The 16758-nt window shown below is 46.8% G+C and carries 10 protein-coding genes; 3 read left to right on the top strand and 7 right to left on the bottom strand.

Translation table 11 applies throughout. The features are described 5' to 3' along the window. Positions 1–272: 272 nt before the first annotated feature. Genes phnX through BLHYD_RS13600 form a run of 4 tightly spaced genes read right to left on the bottom strand, consistent with a single transcriptional unit; the run spans position 273 to position 5647 of the window. Positions 273–1049 (bottom strand): phosphonoacetaldehyde hydrolase, encoded by a 777-nt coding sequence (gene phnX / locus BLHYD_RS13585; RefSeq protein WP_005950169.1) that lies wholly within the window; start codon positions 1047–1049, stop codon positions 273–275. A 42-nt stretch (positions 1050–1091) separates the two neighbouring features. Further along, positions 1092–2186 carry a 2-aminoethylphosphonate--pyruvate transaminase gene (phnW, locus tag BLHYD_RS13590; RefSeq protein WP_005950167.1) on the bottom strand — a complete coding sequence of 365 codons (1095 nt, stop codon included), beginning with the start codon at positions 2184–2186 and terminating at the stop codon, positions 1092–1094. Positions 2187–2238: 52 nt separating this feature from the next. Next, positions 2239–4881, bottom strand: coding sequence for an extracellular solute-binding protein (locus BLHYD_RS13595; protein WP_005950165.1), 2643 nt, complete (start codon positions 4879–4881; stop codon positions 2239–2241). A 10-nt stretch (positions 4882–4891) separates the two neighbouring features. Beyond that, on the bottom strand, positions 4892–5647 hold the full coding sequence (locus BLHYD_RS13600; RefSeq protein ID WP_021845074.1) for an ABC transporter ATP-binding protein: 756 nt from the start codon (positions 5645–5647) through the stop codon (positions 4892–4894). A gap of 607 nt (positions 5648–6254) precedes the next feature. Here BLHYD_RS13600 and BLHYD_RS13605 point away from each other — a divergent pair. Together BLHYD_RS13605 and BLHYD_RS13610 are read left to right on the top strand one after the other, a co-directional pair. Next, on the top strand, positions 6255–7388 hold the full coding sequence (locus tag BLHYD_RS13605; protein ID WP_021845073.1) for a betaine/proline/choline family ABC transporter ATP-binding protein: 1134 nt from the start codon (positions 6255–6257) through the stop codon (positions 7386–7388). Continuing rightward, complete coding sequence (locus tag BLHYD_RS13610; RefSeq protein WP_260784526.1) at positions 7385–8950, top strand: ABC transporter permease/substrate-binding protein; 1566 nt, start codon at positions 7385–7387, stop codon at positions 8948–8950. Before BLHYD_RS13605 ends, BLHYD_RS13610 begins: the two co-directional genes overlap by 4 nt. Before the next feature lie 63 nt (positions 8951–9013). Here the strand turns inward: BLHYD_RS13610 and BLHYD_RS13615 are convergent, their stop codons facing one another. Continuing rightward, the gene (locus tag BLHYD_RS13615; RefSeq protein WP_005950154.1) at positions 9014–13339 is read right to left on the bottom strand and encodes an AAA family ATPase; all 4326 of its coding nucleotides are present in this window, start codon (positions 13337–13339) and stop codon (positions 9014–9016) included. Next, positions 13336–14481, bottom strand: a complete 1146-nt coding sequence (locus BLHYD_RS13620) for an exonuclease SbcCD subunit D (protein ID WP_040350734.1) — start codon at positions 14479–14481, stop codon at positions 13336–13338. Before BLHYD_RS13620 ends, BLHYD_RS13615 begins: the two co-directional genes overlap by 4 nt. A 403-nt stretch (positions 14482–14884) precedes the next feature. Between BLHYD_RS13620 and BLHYD_RS13625 the strand changes: the two genes are divergently transcribed. After that, positions 14885–15604, top strand: coding sequence for a FadR/GntR family transcriptional regulator (locus tag BLHYD_RS13625; RefSeq protein ID WP_005950150.1), 720 nt, complete (start codon positions 14885–14887; stop codon positions 15602–15604). Between the two features lie 127 nt (positions 15605–15731). Here the strand turns inward: BLHYD_RS13625 and BLHYD_RS13630 are convergent, their stop codons facing one another. Then, positions 15732–16757, bottom strand: a complete 1026-nt coding sequence (locus BLHYD_RS13630) for a zinc-dependent alcohol dehydrogenase (RefSeq protein ID WP_005950148.1) — start codon at positions 16755–16757, stop codon at positions 15732–15734. Between the last annotated feature and the right edge of the window lies 1 nt (position 16758).

Raw genomic sequence — 16758 nt, forward strand, 5'->3', positions numbered from 1 at the left:
TACTCTTCCCACTCAGAATTTCTGTGCTATCCTTAGTACCCCCCCCCTATAAAAATCTGAAAATTTCCAAATAACTTCGCATACAACATATAATCTTCTTTCCCACCTTATTTTTTCCCTTCGCGCAACCCCCAGATGTCTCCTTAACTTTCAGTCTTAAAACTATTTTAAAAAATGATCAGGGTAAAGTCAATCACCAAACAGATGGGCAGAATATGAAAAAGAGACATGGCCGAACTCCATGTCCCTCATCTTCCTTTCATTTTCCTGTCTTAAATAAATTCCAGAACACCGCAGATATCTCTGATCACTGCGTCTGCTCCTGCTTCTTTGTATTTCCTCTCAGCTTTCACCAGCTGATCAACTCTCTCCTGCTCAGAGAGTCCTTCATATTCCTTCTGGGTCAGACCCATCACAGAACTGCCCTCCAATATTCCCACGGTGAACATTCCCGCATTTTTCCCTTCCTTAATATCAGAGACTGTATCTCCCACTTTGATTGCTCTGCCCACACCAGAGATCTTCAATGCCTCCAAATTTTTGAAGATCATATACGGGTAGGGCCGTCCCATTCCACCCGTAGAATCCGGGCTGTACCAACAGTCCGGTATATATCCCTGTCTCTTCGCCTCCGGCACCACGATCTCCATCATTGTGTCTGTATACCCAGTCGTGGAACCAATTTTGATTCCTTTTGCTCTGAGCTCATTCACCGTCTTCACCACATGGGGCTTTGGGTCAGAGAACTGATTCAAAATTTTCAGAAGAGACGGCTCAAACTTCGAGAACAGTTGGTCAGCGTCCGTATCCTCGGGTTTTTTCCCATATTTTTCTGTCCACGCTGCCTCAATTCTCGGCATCCTCAGCATGGTCCGAATGTGGTCCCATTTCAGCATTCCCATAGGCTCCCGAACCTCCTCCATCGTCGGCTCAATGCCGGCCTCCTTAAACACCTCTGTGAACGCCTGCACCGGAGCAAAGCAACCATAATCCACGGTGGTTCCTGCCCAATCAAATATCACTGCTTCTATCTTCTTACCCATCTTCATTCTCCTCTTGTCCAAAATAATGAAAAGTCCATGCCAATCTTCTTATCTCATTTTATCAAAAAAACTTTTAAAAATCCCGCATAGCTTCAGAATATCTTCCTCATAGATCTCTCCGATATTGCCGATGCGGAAGGTGTCCGCATCCGTCACCTTTCCTGGGTAGATGGCGTAACCGCGCTCTTTTATGTATTCATACATCTCCTGGAAGGAAAAATTGCAGTGTTCCGGATAGAAAAATGTGGTAATAATCGGTCCCTGGTGTTCTTCTCCGATGTAGGTGCGAATTCCCAACTCTTTCATTTTCTGAATCAACAGACGGTTATTGTCATAGTAACGTTTTGACCGAGCTTGAATTCCTCCCTCTTCTTCCAGCTCTTCCATAGCTTTCGCGAAAGCCAGAACGGTGTGTGTCGGAGAGGTAAAACGCCATTTTCCATCTTTCTCCATAGTCTCCCACTGATCGTACAAATCCAAAGACAGGCTTCTTGCCTTCCCCTGGCTTTCTATCAGCTTTTTGCGATTGCAGAGGATCAAGGAGAACCCCGGAACGCCCTGAATGCACTTGTTGGCGCTGCTGATCAAAAAGTCAATGCCCAGCTCTTCCACCTGGATATCCACGCCTGCAAAGCTGGACATGGCATCCACAATCATGGTCTTTCCTGCTGCCTTTACCACCTTGGATACGGAAGCAATGTCGTTCAGGATTCCAGAGGTCGTCTCACTGTGAACCATCGCCACGTGGGTGATCGCAGGATCACCTTTTAAGATCTCCTCCACCTTCTGCGCAGAAGGAACCTGGTCATAATCCACACGGTAAACCGCATAGGAAAGCTTCGCATGATCGGCGATATCTGTCATACGCTCTCCGTAAGCTCCGTTGGCCACGATCAAAAGCTTATCCTCCTCTCCTACGACGCTGGTCAGCACAGATTCCACACCGAAGCTTCCGCTTCCCTGCATCAGAACCACCGTATAATCTTCCTCTGACACATGGGCCAGCTTCAGAAGATTTTTACGGATTTTCTGGGTGATCTGTTTATAGTCGTCGTCCCAGGTACAGTGGTCTTCCATCATTACTTTTTTCACACTCTCCGTGGTGGTCAGTGGTCCTGGGGTCAATAATTTGTACTGAATCATCTCTTTTTCCTCTTTTCTGTTTCATTTTCTTTCTATAATTACTTTACTGCTTTTATTTACAGCTCTCTGACAGTTTCTGATGTCTTTCCAACAGTTCCGCTGTCAAAGGCTCTGAAAACACTCTTGGATACGCCGACTCATTGGACTTGTCTGTGGTCTCTCCCACATACAGCGCATTCGGATAGGTCTTCTGAAGTTGTTCTCTTCCGTTCTTGACGATACATTCCGCCATCTCCATCGCCAGTGGATTCGTGTCCTCTTTCTTGTCGACCACAGCCACTGACTCTGTCAGAGAGAAGTTGCCCTCTGTGGGGTCCACATAGTCCACAGGCAGCCCGTCTTCCTTGTCAGCCGCCACCTGATGCCGAAGCCCAAAACCGACTGCTACCTCACCAGAACGAACCTTCTTCAGCGGACCGGAGCCCGAATCCTCAATATGCGGTCCTGCATTCTTGTAGATGTCGGTCAAAATGTCCTTGGCCTCGTCTTCGCCGTACTCTTCCACCAGAGCCTGGATGAGAAGCCATGCGGTAGATGAACTCTTGATATCCGTCACAGAGATCTGTCCCGCGTAGACTGGGTCCGCCAAATCCCGTATGGATTTCGGCATGGGAAGATTCTCTTCCTTCATTACCTCGGTGTTGACAATGATCGCCCCCTCCTGGGAGGTAATCGGACGATAGAAGTCTGGAGTCTCTGAGAGTGTCTGTGCCTCAAAGGTCAGCTTCTCGAACATCTGATTCTGTTCCTGGGCGCTGTCCAGATAGAAGGAACTCATTGTAACCAAATCCGCCTCTACGTTTTTCCCTTCCGCCAGAAGTTTTCCTCCCAATTCGGAGGTACCGAAGGTCTGGAAGATGTATTTGCCTTTGTAGCCGTTATCGTCCAGCGCACCTTTGATGGCGTCCACCGCCTCATCATCCGCGTTGGAATAAATAATTACTTTTTCGCTACTGCCTGAACCTCCGTTTAGGCCGAAAACAAAGACACCCGCTGCGCAGATCAGCATTCCTGCCGCCACGCCGGCTGCGATCCTCTTTTTCTTCGCTCCTTCTGTCTTAGAATCCTGGCTGCCTGCTTTCCTGTAGCTTGCAATAACCCGGAAAATGCCCTTCGCAATCAGGTTTGTGAATAAAATACACAAAGACAGCACAAAAATCTCGTTGAACTTGGCAAAGTGCTGTAGCTCCTTGATTTTCGTCGTCACCACCATCGTCTTTGCCCCCGCGATGAAAATGACAGCGCTGACTGTCACCATCGCGTTCACGAAATAGTAACTGAAGACTTCCAGAATCGTAGGCAGCGCATTCGGCGTCACTACCCGAAAAATCGTCTTAAGCCAGCTATCTCCCATCAGCATCGCCGTCGTCTCCCAGGAACCATTCATCTTCTGAAGAGAATTCTTCATCATCAAATACGGCGTGGAGAAATAGTGAACCACGTTACAGACAATAATCAATAAGAAAGTATTTTGCAGGCTCGTCCCTGAGAACATCAGCATAAATCCAATACCGATCACCATACCTGGAACCGTGTTGGTGACAAGGGCAATCCCTTCCACCACGTTCTTAGTTTTGGCCGTAAGCTTGCTTCTAGCCGTGATCAACGCTGCACCGTAAGCCACCAGAGATCCTACGACAGCCGTCATGATCGCCACAAACAAGGAATTTCTGAACACGCCAGACAGCTCACCGTCCTGGAACACATCTTTAACATGGTCCAGAGTAAACGCCATCTCATAGGGCCATTCTCTCACAAATGGAACGATGAATACCACTGCGAACAGGATGACAATCATCAGCATCACTGCCCCTGAAAACACTCCGAAGACACCGTCTCTTAGGCGGTTTTTGAAGTTTTCCACCAGTGAGATTTTATTGTACTGCACATTGTATCTCTCTAGATAGTGGAGCAGCAGAATGCTGACCACAGAGGGCACCAGCATTACCATGGCCACCACGGCTCCGTTGTTAAAGTTCGGAAGACTCCCCAGCATCTCGTCGTAGAGTACGGAAGCCACCACCTCGTACTGTCCCCCCACGGACGCCGGAATACCAAAATCCGTAAACGCCAGGAAAAAACACTGCACCAAAGATGCAGCCAGAGTTCCCAACAGAGGCCGAAGAACCGTAATTCCAAAGGTCTTCACACCCTTGTCCCCCATGACGCGGGACACAATCATAAATTTCTTGTCTATGTAGTTCATGGTATTTTGAATCAGAAGGAAAGATACCGGCAGTGTGTAAACCACGTAACCAAGCAGAAGCCCTCCGTATCCATAAATATCAAAAAGTTGTCTTCCCAAAAGCCTAGTCACTAAACCCTGTTTTCCAAAGGAGTAGATAATCGCAAAACCATAAGTAATTGTGGGCAGCAGCATTGGCAGCACCGCGCCGCCCCGGATCACTTTCTTTAAAATTCTGGGCAGATTCGTATAATTGACTGTGTAAGCCAGCACGAAAGCCAGAATCGTCGTGACCACCGCGCTGCTGCCTGCCGCCTGAAAGCTGTTTCCCACCGCCTGCCAAAATCCTTTTGTGGTGAATACTTCCATATAATGAAGCCAGATTCTGCCAGTATCATCCTGAAAGGATTTCAAAAGCAGCATGATAATGGGAGCTGCCAAGAACCAGAGGAATAACACAGCCACAGCTATAAATATCAGTTTGATCTCTATGTTCTTTGTACTTTTCATTCCGACACCTTTACGCAGTCAGCCCGCACTGAAACAGGGAAAAAATGTTATTTCTCTTGATCTCTAACTGATTCAAAATGAATTCTCTGATAAATGAGTTGTCAGGGCGGTTAATGATTTCCTCAGGTTTTCCATACTGTGAAATCTTTCCCTTATTGATAATCAACACCCTGTCTGACAGCGTCAGCGCCTCCTCCGGGTCGTGGGTCACGATGATCGTCGTCAGATGATACTCTCTGGCGATTGTCTTAATCCGGTCTTTGATGGACTCTTTGATGACTCCATCCAGAGCGCTCAGAGGTTCATCCAACAGTAAGATCTTCGGTTTCATCACCATGGTTCTCGCCAAAGCCACCCTCTGCTTCTGGCCGCCTGAGAGCTGTTCGATTTTCTTGGTTAGGTGCTCCCGAAGACCCAGCAAGTCAATCAGCTCCTCCACTTCTTCTTTGGAAGAAATCCCTGGTTTATTTTTCAGACCATAGGTGATATTCTGATATGCATTTAAATTCGGAAACAGTGCATAGTCCTGGAACACAATATTGAATCCTCTCTGTTCCATGGGTACTCTCGTCAAATCCCGTCCGTTATACACCAGACTTCCTTTATCAATATCGGTGATACCTAAAATCAGATTCAGCAGGGTCGTCTTACCGCTTCCTGAAGGTCCCAGAATTGATACAATTTCCCCCTCCTCTATATTTAGACTGATATCATCTAAAATTACATTTCCGCCAAAGCTTTTTACAATATTTTTCAGTTCCAGCACAGTTAAAACTCCTTTCCGATTCCATATTCTGAATCCTGTTAGCTGAAATATCGCTCACGGTCTTATTATAGGAGCCCTCACGCGCCAAATTCAATCAAATCCCAGTAAACTTTATGTCAAATGTATGTAAATTTGCATTTTTATGTAAATTTTCAGAAGTCACCTTTATTTGGAAGAATTTTGAAAAAAATAAGCAAATTTTCTAATTTCCTTTATCATATCCATACTACAACTTAACATTATTAGGATACCCATAAAAAATCTAAACTCGTTCCGAGTAAGTTAAGGCTAATCATCTTCCTCGGAAGCTCCACTTAATTTTACATTGCTTTATTCTTATGTTATAATATTTTTAAAATTCTTTTTTCAAATCTGCTGAAAAAATCCGGTTATAAAACTTATATTTGCCCTCATATGGGACATTCTATTGACAGCCTCTGAAACGCTAATTTATACGGCCATTCTTACATCTTATCAAAAATATTTATACTTTCTTAATATCTTCAATGATAAACTTAAACCGGATACGGGTTTTTTCGACAGAACAGTTTTTTTGAAGTATTTTTCATATTGGGTTAACCCAATAAGTATCAACAAGGAGGTATCCATGATTCAATTTAGTAACGTCACTAAATCGTTTGAAAAACAAACTATTTTGAAAGATCTGAATTTTACGATTGAGTCTGGTGAACTGGTCACATTAATTGGTGAAAGTGGTTGCGGGAAGACCACCACACTAAAAATGATTAACAGACTTCTCGAACCCACTTCCGGCCAGATTCTCATAGACGGAAAAGATATCATGAGTGAAAATCTCATCCAGCTTCGCAGAAGCATGGGATACGTCATTCAATCCACAGGTCTCTTTCCTCACATGACGATTCGCCAAAACATTGAATTGATTGAGCGGCTAGAAAAAAGAGATGAGGAGCAGATCGCAAAAAAAACGATGGAAATGATGGAAATGGTCAACATGCCCACCAGATATCTAGACTGCTATCCCAGTGAACTGTCCGGCGGCCAAAAACAACGTATCGGAGTCGCCCGTGCATTTGCCACGGACCCCAAAATCATCTTAATGGACGAGCCTTTCAGCGCTCTTGACCCCCTGACCAGATCTCAGCTTCAAGACGAGCTGGTGACTCTTCAGGAGGAGTTAAAAAAGACCATCGTTTTCGTCACCCATGACATGGGGGAAGCTGTCAAAGTCGCGGATAAGATCTGTATCATGTACAAAGGCGAGATCTTACAGTATGATCTGCCGGAGACAATCCTGAAAGCTCCCTGCAATGAGTACGTCAGCAATTTCGTCGGCAAGCACCGTATCTGGGAGTCCCCGAATTTCATCAAAGTGCGAGATATCATGATTACAGAACCTATCAGCTGTCCGCCTAGTTTTCCGCTGGTACGTGCAGTAGAAAAAATGCGTTCCAATAAAGTTGACAGCTTGATGGTCGTTGACAAAACCAAAAATTTCCTGGGTGTCGTCCGCACCAAAGACATCCGTCAATTGGATGAGAAGAAAGGATTAATCAAAGATGTAATGCATCCGCCCATTCTTTCCACAAATCCTGATACGGATATTGTCACTATCTTAAAAGAATTAAAGACGCACTCCACCTCCAATGTACCCGTCATTGACGAGGATGGAAAGCTCTGTGGACTTATCACCAAGAGTAGTCTGGTTTCCACTATGAGCGCGCAGTTTATCGATATGGATGAGGAGGGATTTAATCTATGACAGCTTTTCTTGAATATGTTGTTCAGAACAAATCACAGATTCTCTCTCTTCTCATAGCCCACATACAGCTAACTTGTATTGCAGTTGGTCTGGCGATTTTGATCGGAGTTCCCTTAGGACTTCTGATCAGCTATGTAAAGAAATTAAACAAAGCCGTTTTAGGAATTGCCAGTATTATCCAGGCAATCCCCAGTATGGCCTTGCTAGGATTCGCGATTCCATTTCTGGGAATCGGTGTCCTTCCTTCTGTCATCGTCGTAATTTTATATTCCCTTCTTCCGATTGTGAAAAATACCTTCACTGGAATCCAGGGAATTGACCCAGAGCTTCTGGAATCTGCAAAGGGAATCGGACTGACTAAAACACAAATTCTGTTTAAAATCCAGATTCCTCTTGCCCTCCCAGTGATCATGGCTGGCATCAGAATTTCCGCGGTAACTGCCGTGGGATTGATGACCATGGCTGCTTTTATCGGAGGAGGCGGTCTCGGCTACCTCGTGTTCTCTGGAATCAGTACGGTAAATAACAGTCAAATTCTGGCCGGAGCGATTCCCGCCTGTCTGCTAGCACTATTAGTGGATTTTTTGCTAGGCATGGTGGAAAAATTTGTCACTCCTGTCAGTCTGCGCAACAAGAATGCTGCATCTAAAAAGCAGCGTGCCCGCCAGAAGGCGATTCTGATCGTCTCCGGAGCACTTATCGTCATCTTCTTTGTGGTGTCCGGCATCCGTTCTACTATGAACTCTCCACAGGGAGATACCATCACTGTGGGCGGCAAAGACTATACAGAGCAAAGATTACTCTGTGAACTGATGTCCCAGGCGATAGAAAAAGAGACAGATCTCAATGTAAGCCGAAAATCTAACCTAGGAGGCACACAGGTCGTATTCAATGCTGTAAAATCCGGCGAAGTGGATGTCTATATGGAGTACATCGGTACCGCTTACGCAGATACTTTGGGCTATGAACCGATCTCCGATGTGGACAAAGCCTACCAGACTGTAAAAGACGAATTCAAAGACAAGTACGACTTAGATGTCCTGTCCCAGATGAGCTTCAACAATACCTATACCCTTGCGGTAAAACCGGAGCTCGCTGAGAAATACGGCTTGAAAACAATGAGTGATCTCCAGAGTCTGAATGGACAGTTGAGAATCTCTCCGACATTGGAATTTATGAACCGTGGCGATGGCCTTCCAGGATTGAAGGAAACTTATGGTCTGACTTTCGCGGAGGAAACCGGTATTAACGGTTCTCCTCGCTATACCGCTCTCATGAGTGGAGAGAGTGATGTGATCGACGCTTTCCTTACAGACGGACTGCTGAAAAAATTCGGTTTGACAGTTCTAGAAGATGACAAAAATTTCTTCCCGCCTTACTACGCGATTCCTGTAGTTCGCGGTGAAATCTTGGAAAAATATCCAGAGATTCAAGACGTTTTTGAAAAACTGGCTCCTCTGCTGACTGACGAAAGTATGCAGGAGATGAACTATCAGATTGATGAGCTTCAAAAAGACGAAAAAGACGTGGCTGCAGCGTTCTTAGAGAAAAATGGATTTTAATTCGACAAACCACCAGGAGGCAGGTGAATCATCACCTGCCTCCTGATTTTTGCTTGAAGCCCCCTACTCTCCCCCTGACACCTGCACGCTGCTGCCGATCTGCCTCTTTCCATCCCGTCCTCGTTCTCCACGGTATTTTCTGACTACAATCTTCTTTTCTATCCGTTCTTTCAACTCCGACACATGAGAGATAATCCCTACCATTCGCTTTCCGTCTGCCAAGCTTCCCAGAGCTCTCACCGCCTGACTTAAAGCTTCTTCGTCCAGGGAACCGAATCCTTCGTCCACAAACATGGCATCCAGCTGTACTCCCCCTGCACAGGATTGTATCTCATCCGACAATCCCAAAGCCAAGGACAATGACGCCTGAAAAGACTCTCCCCCCGAGAGCGTCTTCACACTTCTTCTGCTTCCGTTGTAATGGTCCAAAACATCCAATTCCAACCCTGTTTTTTCCCGCCTGTTCTCGGTCTCCTGCTGCCGTATCAGCTCGTATTGGCCGCTGCTCATCGTCAGCAGACGCAGATTCGCTCTCCGCAGAATTCTGTCAAAATAATTCGTCTGGACATAGGTCTCCAGCGTCATCTTTCTCTTTCCCGTCAGCTCACCGTTTGCAGTGTCTGACAGGTTCTTCACCCATCGGTATTCCTGTTCCAGCTTCACGGAAGTCTGCTGCTGCTCACAGACGCGCTGATAGATCTCCTGGTTTTTGTCCTGCAAAGCATGAAATCTCAAAATTTTCTCCTCCAGCTGTGTCCTGCGTTCCTCCAACTGTCTCTTCTCATCCCTAATTTCCTCTTCCTGAGGTTTTTCTTTTTCTTCCAGTTGTCCCTCCAGGGTTCTGATCGCTGACTTCAAGCTCGTCTCCTTTGTCTCGAGTTCTTTCCAAGCCTCCTGTGCAGCCTCGAAATCTCTCTTTCTCCTTTCCGCCTGTTCACGGTAATTTTGAATCTCCTGTATGATCTCCTGCTCACTCTTCTCTTCCAGGCTTTGCCTTCTCTGCTGAATTTGAAGATTCAGATTTTCTCTTTGAGTCCGCAGCCGTACTATCGTTTTTTGCAGCTCCTGTATCTTGGCGGCCAAGTCTTCTACCTCTTCGCTATGCTCTGGCAGTTCCTGTTCTAACTGACGCTTCAAAGAAATCTTTCTCTCAACTTCATCCAACGTTTTTTCGCACTCGTCCAGAGCCTTTTTCGCGATGCCTTCGGCTTCTCTCACTGTCTCCACCTGTTCTTCTTCGGTCAGCTTTTGAATCTGTTCCCAGTCATACGACCAGGCAGCATCTTCAGCCGCCAGACTTTCCCTGAGATGTCTTTGAACCGCTGCCTCCCTGTCTTTGAGCACTTCCAGAGAACTAAGCGTCTGCTGGATATCCTGCTGAATCTGCGTGAGCGACTCCTTGCATTCTTCTTTGCGCAGCAGAAGCTCTCCCTGTCTTTGTCTTGCCAAAGCCTGGTTTCTTAACTGAGCCTTCACCTCTTCTTCCTGCTGCCCAATCCATCCGCTCACACGGCTAAAGCTCTCCCTCGCTGCTTCCCTGGATGACAAATCGGGTTTTCCCGGGATTGCTGCCTTTTCGTACATCTGCGCCAGTTCCTCTTCTGCCTGCTGCCTCAGTGTCTCCTCTCCCCCTTTGAGCGCTTCTAACTGCCTGCCAAGGTCCTGTCTGCCCTCCAAGATATCCTCCAATTCTTCCTGGCACTTTTCCTGTCTTTGCCGATACGCTTCATACTGCTTAGCCTGACGGCCAGCCTCTTCCCAGGAGTCTTTTATCCTGCGGCACTGTTCTTCCAAAGCCCTCCCTATTTCTTCAATCTCCAATTCCTTCTCTGACAGCCGCTGCGGCTCTATCACCTCTTCCAAATCCGGTTCCAGCTCCTTGGCTCGCTGGACGCATCTGAAAATCTGCTCTTCTTTTTCCCTGGCCTGACTTTTCAGCACCGCCAGCCTCTGTTCCTTTTGATGGGATAAGCCCAGGTTTTCCCGGGATTCTTCCCGGGTCTTTGCCAAAAGCTGTTCCAGCCTTTCTTTCATCTTTGCTGCCTCGTGCAGCCGCTTTGTCTCTGCAAGGTTTCGCTGCAAACGTTCTTTTAACTCTTCTAACCGTCCCCAAAGCTGCTCTGACACGAAAGGAAGTTCCTCAAAAGTTTCCCATTGAACCCCCTGATCGCTCAGTCTGTTCCTTTTCTCTTCCAGACGGTTCTTAAGCTGTCCAGCCTGCGCGCTCAGACTCTGCACCCTTTCTTCTTTCCCGGAAAGCTCTCTTTTCTTTTTATCCAACGCCTCTTTCTCTGGAGCTTCTTGGGGGCAAACAGCGGGAAGAGGATGATGGATGGAGCCACACACCGGACAGGGAACCCCTTCCGTCAATTCCTGGGCCAGCACACCGGCCTGAGCGTCAAAAAAGAGCTTTTCCATTCGCTGATAAATTTTAAGACATTCCTCTTTTTCCTGGTATGCCTGTCGGTAAGCCTCCTGGTATTCTCTTTGCAGAGCCAACAAATCCTGAACCTCTTTCACTTCCTGTCCCAGCTGCTTTGACTCATTGATTTGTATCGTCAGAGCTGCCTTTTCCTCTGCCAGCCGAGCCGCCTTATGTTCCGTGTCTTTGACTTTTTCCCATTCCTGCTGCCAGATCTCTTCCTGCGCCTTTCTTTGTCCCTCCAAATAGCTCAGCTTCTCGTACTCCTTCTGTATCAAAGATTCTTCCGCTAAAAGATCCGTCCGCTGAGTTCTCAGAGTCCGAAATTCCCCCGTGGCCTTTTGTAATTCTTCCAGTCTATAACACAGTTTTTGCTCCTGAGTCTCCGAGTCTTTCCATTCCTGAGCTCGCTGATACAGTTCTTCTATGAGCTGTCTTAATTCTCTCTCTTTTTCTGTGAACACTTCCAGCTTCTGCTCGACTCCCACGCGCTGTTCCCAAAGACTACTCAGATTTTCTTGGGCTTTTAGAACTCGCTGCTTTTGTCCAGCCACCTGTTCTCTTTTTTGTTCCAGGGCTTCTCTCTGTCCCTCTAAGCGTCTAAGCTTTTCACTCTCATCTTCCAGCCTTTCCGCCATTGCTTCTAAGTTCTGCTGTTCCTTTTGTGCTCTGTCCTGTTTTTCCCTCTCTTTTTCCTGATCCGCTCTTACCGCAGTCCACTCTTCCCGTAAACTGCTAAGCTCTTCTTTCTGACGATTTCGCAGACGGAATCTGTTTTCCAATCTCTCCTTGTGTGCTTCCACGAGGCTAAGAGACTCCAAGCTCTTTTGTTTTTCCTGTATCTGAGCCCATAATAACTCTCTTTTTGCCTCCTTTGTTTGAAGCTCTCCCTCTTTCTCCCTCAGGTCTTCTTCCTGTTTTCTCAGAAGCGTCCGGTCTTGCTCCAATCTTTCGCACTCTCTAAGCTGCTCCGTTCCCTGGCGTATTTTCTCAAAAAACAGTTCATTCTCCTTTGCTGCCTCCGTCTGTTCTTCCAGCCTAATCCTAGCCTGTTCCAGTTTGGGAATGATCTGTGTCAGGAGTTCTCTCTTTTTTTCCAGCTCTTCTCTGTATTTTTTCTCCTGCTCCAGTTTTCCCAGCACCTGTTCCAGCTCTTGTATCCTCCTGCTCAGCAGATTTTTATCCCTGCTGGATTCTCCCAGCTCTATACCTGTCTGACTCAGCAAAATCTCTAAGATCTCCAATCCTCTCTGTACATTTCCCTCAAACCGTGTTTTCTTTAGATCCCCATACTCCGCGGCATACGCAAATTCCGCCGGACAGCTCACTCCATTCAGATACTGAACAATACTCCTTCTGCCTTCGTCGTATTCCTTCTTACGCCTCAGCTCCTCCTCTCTTAGACGTCCCTGCATCCTGCGGAACGATTCTGTGTGAAACAGCCGGCAAAAAATCTCTCCCCGCTCCTTGGTATCCGCCAAAAGCATCCGTTGAAAATCTCCTTGGGCAATCATTGCGATCTGTGTGAACTGCCGATAATCAAGGCCCAAGAGCTGCGTCACCGCTTTGGTCACTTCTCTGGTCTTTGTGACCGGCTGACGTAGATCTGGATAAATTAAACTGGCATCCGCCTTCTGTGTAGTAACTCCATTTCCTTTCGCTTTCGGTCTTTGGTATTCCGGATTGCGATTGACCTGGTAAATTTTCCCTTGATAGGAAAATGTCAGTTCCACATAGGTGGGAACGTCTGCCTCGGCATACTTACTTCGAAACATTCCCGATTCCCTCACCTCTCCGCTGGCCTCTCCATACAGCGCAAAAGTGATCGCGTCAAAAATCGTGGTTTTTCCTGCCCCTGTATCTCCTGTGATCAGATACAGGCCATGTCCTCCTAGTCTGCGAAAGTCTATTTCTTCCCTCTGGGCATAGGGCCCAAAGGCGCTGATAATCAATCTCTCTGGTCTCATGGCTCTCTCCCCTCATCTTCCCGAATCTCTTCCGCCAGTTTTCTGGCCAGCTCTCTTTGCTGGTCACTCATGGGTTGATTGTTTTGAAGCTGATAGAATTCTTCAAACAATTCCAGTTCTGATTTTTTCTCAATCTCCTCCGCCCGGTCGATTTCTTGATCTTCCCGGGTTCTCTGATTGTCATACTCCAACCGCATCAGATTCCCGTAAATCGTCCTCAGCCTCTGCAAACCGTCTGGAATGTCTTCCTCATCCGTCAAAGTGATCTGGTAATAGTCATCCAGATTCATTCCCTGGTAAAAAGAGCGGGCAGTCACTTCCAGATAAGATCCCCGTATTTTTCGCATATCACGAAGGGGCTTCAGCGGAATCGTGTGAAGCTGAACGCTTCCCTTTTCCCCTATCTGTACCACGGTAAGCGACTTTTCCTGGTCTGCCTCAGAAAAAGAATATTTCAAAGGCGTACCGCAGTACCGGACCTGCGGCCTTCCCACCTTCTGAGGACTGTGTATATGCCCTAGCGCCACGTAGTCGAACTCGTCAAAGACAGAAGCCTCCACATTGTCCACCCCGCCTACGCTGATCTCCTCGGAATCACAAGTCCAAGCTCCCGTCACAAATTGATGAGCCACCAGTATATTTCTCTTATCGGTGTCTACTTCCATGTGCCGTACTGCTGCCTGTACTGCGTCCTGGTAAGTCTGAATATCCTCCTGCGGGTACGCGTGGCGCACAGCCGCTGGTTTGACATAAGGAAGCAGGTGAATCCAGACTTCGCCGTATTCATCTTCCACACAGATTTTCGCTGTGCTGCCGTCATATGCCGGAGACAAATAGATGTCTCTCTCCTGCATAAGCCGTGCTCCAAAGGCGATTCTCTCAGCAGAATCGTGATTGCCGCTGACCGCAAAGACTGAGATTCCCAGACTGGCTAAGCCTGTGAGAAACCGGTCCAGCTCTTGAACCGCTTCGATGGGAGGGACTGGTTTGTCATAGAGATCCCCCGCCAGAAGCACACCGTCTGCCTGTTCCTGTTTTACAATCTGTATGATCTGTTCCAATATATACTTCTGGTCTTCCAACATGGAAAATCCATGGATTCTCTTTCCCAGATGAAGATCTGACAAATGGATGAATTTCATATGTTTCTCCTGTTCAAGCTGTATTTTTAACTTTATTATAACAGACAACACTGTTCTTTCCAAAACAAACCTTTTCCCTCTAGGTTTGCCCACAGCCACTTAGTAACTCTTAAGTATATCGCTGAGATTTGTAACCGTTCAGTTAGCGCCATTCGTAAAACCGTACTACGTGCTTGTCGTGGCTAACACCACCGTTTTACTCATGAAAAGGCACTCCGCTCATACAGATGTCCGCTCGCATAAACATACAAGTATGTTTGATGCTACCCGTATATTGTATGACTGAACTGTTACGGATTCCAGACATAGATTCATTTTCTCATGGACATTTTGTTTTTTATCACGTATACTAAAAATGGTATGTCTCTGACCTCGAGCCGCATACTGAAAGGAGCAGTGTACAATGGAAAAAAAATACTTATCTCCTATCAACAGCCAATCTGTAGTACAAAGTGTCATTGATCGAATTACAGAAGGAATTATAGAAGGAGAACTAAAACCGGGAGATCAGATTCCCACTGAACATGAATTGAGTTCCCTGCTGAACGTCAGCAGAAACACCGTTCGTGAGGCAATCCGTATCCTGATCGCCTATGGTGTCCTGGAAGTCCGCCGGGCTGAAGGAACCTTTGTCTGTGATGGTTTCTCCACTAAAATGTTAAATCCTGCCATATACACAATTATTCTGCAAAAAGAGGGCAGTTATGAACAACTGATCGGTCTTCGTAAAATTATAGAAAATGGTATTATGCTTCTGATAAAAGAGCAGGGAATTGAGAAAGAAGAGTGGAATAAGATATCAGAAAGGTGCAATGCTCTGGTCTGTGAGCTGGAAAAAGATCCTGTCGATGTAGAAGCTGCCGCCGACCGTGATATTGAATTCCACAATGAAATCGCCCGCGCTACCCATAATGATCTGGTCTTGGTGATACATGACGTAGTGGTGCAGCTGAGTAAGAGTTCCCGGTATCGTACCATTGAAAAAGTAATTGAAAAGGGAGACAAACAATATTTAATTGATACGCATAAGAATCTTTTGGACAAGTTAAAAGGAGAAAACATAGAAGAACTCTATGCAGCAATTAATAATAGTTATTTTTATTGGAAAGATATTTACCGCTGATGTCTCACTGTTAAAACAAATCAGGCAAATCCCTGTGCGCGTTTTCTTCACGCAGGGATTTGCCTGATTTTTTAGGAGAAATTTATCTGCTGTCTCTGACGTCCGGGCTGCAAGCCAGCCTTAGGAGTCAGAACTCTAACATTACTTTAATCACGGGTTCCGGCCTCTTATCCGCCATCTCCATGGCTTTGTCTATTTCTTCGATAGGATACCTCTGGGTGACAAAGCCCTCTGTGCTTATCAATCTGCGCCTTATAGCGTCCACCACTGTCTCAAAATCTTCATATACATACATATTGGAACCTGCCAAGGTGATCTCTTTGTTTTGAATCCATCCATAAGGGGCTCCTACCCCGTTCGGCATGACCGCAATCTCAGAGATCACACCGCCTCTCTTCGTACATCTGGCAGCCGTCTCTGCCACTGCCGCGTTTCCAAAAGCTAAGAACGTCACATCCGCCCCGTTTCCCCCTGTGATCTCACGGACTCTCTCTTCCAAGTTCTCCTTTTGGCTGTTGATTGCATAGTCGCTGCCGATTTCCTTAGCCTTTTGCAGATTATAATCACTCACGTCCGCCGTGATCACGCACTTCGGATTGCAGGCTTTCGCACACAGCAATACACCCAGCCCAATGGTCCCGGCGCCGATAATTAAGACGGTGTCTTCCAATCCCACCTGATGCTGCCTGACCGCATGCATCCCTACAGCCAGAGGTTCGATCAACGCCCCCTGTTCAAAGCTCAGTTCCTCCCCTAGAGGTACTACCGTTTTCTCAGGGACCACCACAAACTCTCCGAAGGAACCGCTCCATTCTCCTGCTCCCAAAACTTCCTTTGCTCCACAGATATTATACCGGCCTGAAAGGCATGCTTTGCATTTTCCACAGCCATATTGAGGTTCTGCGGTCACCCGGTCCCCAGGTTTATATTTCGTGACTGCCTTCCCAGTCTCCACGACTACTCCAGCGAACTCATGGCCAGAGACCACAGGAGGAATCCGAAACGGGTGCTTTCCGTGAAAAGCGTGGACTTCCGAACCACAGATTCCAGCCGCCTTTACCTGAATTTTCACATCGGTGTCTCTCTCGATCATCGGTTCCCGCGACTGCGTATAATAGATTTTACCGGGTTTTTCCATAAATCCTGCCCGCATT

Origin of the sequence: Blautia hydrogenotrophica DSM 10507, from assembly GCF_034356035.1 — a bacterium.
Lineage (GTDB): Bacteria > Bacillota > Clostridia > Lachnospirales > Lachnospiraceae > Blautia_A > Blautia_A hydrogenotrophica.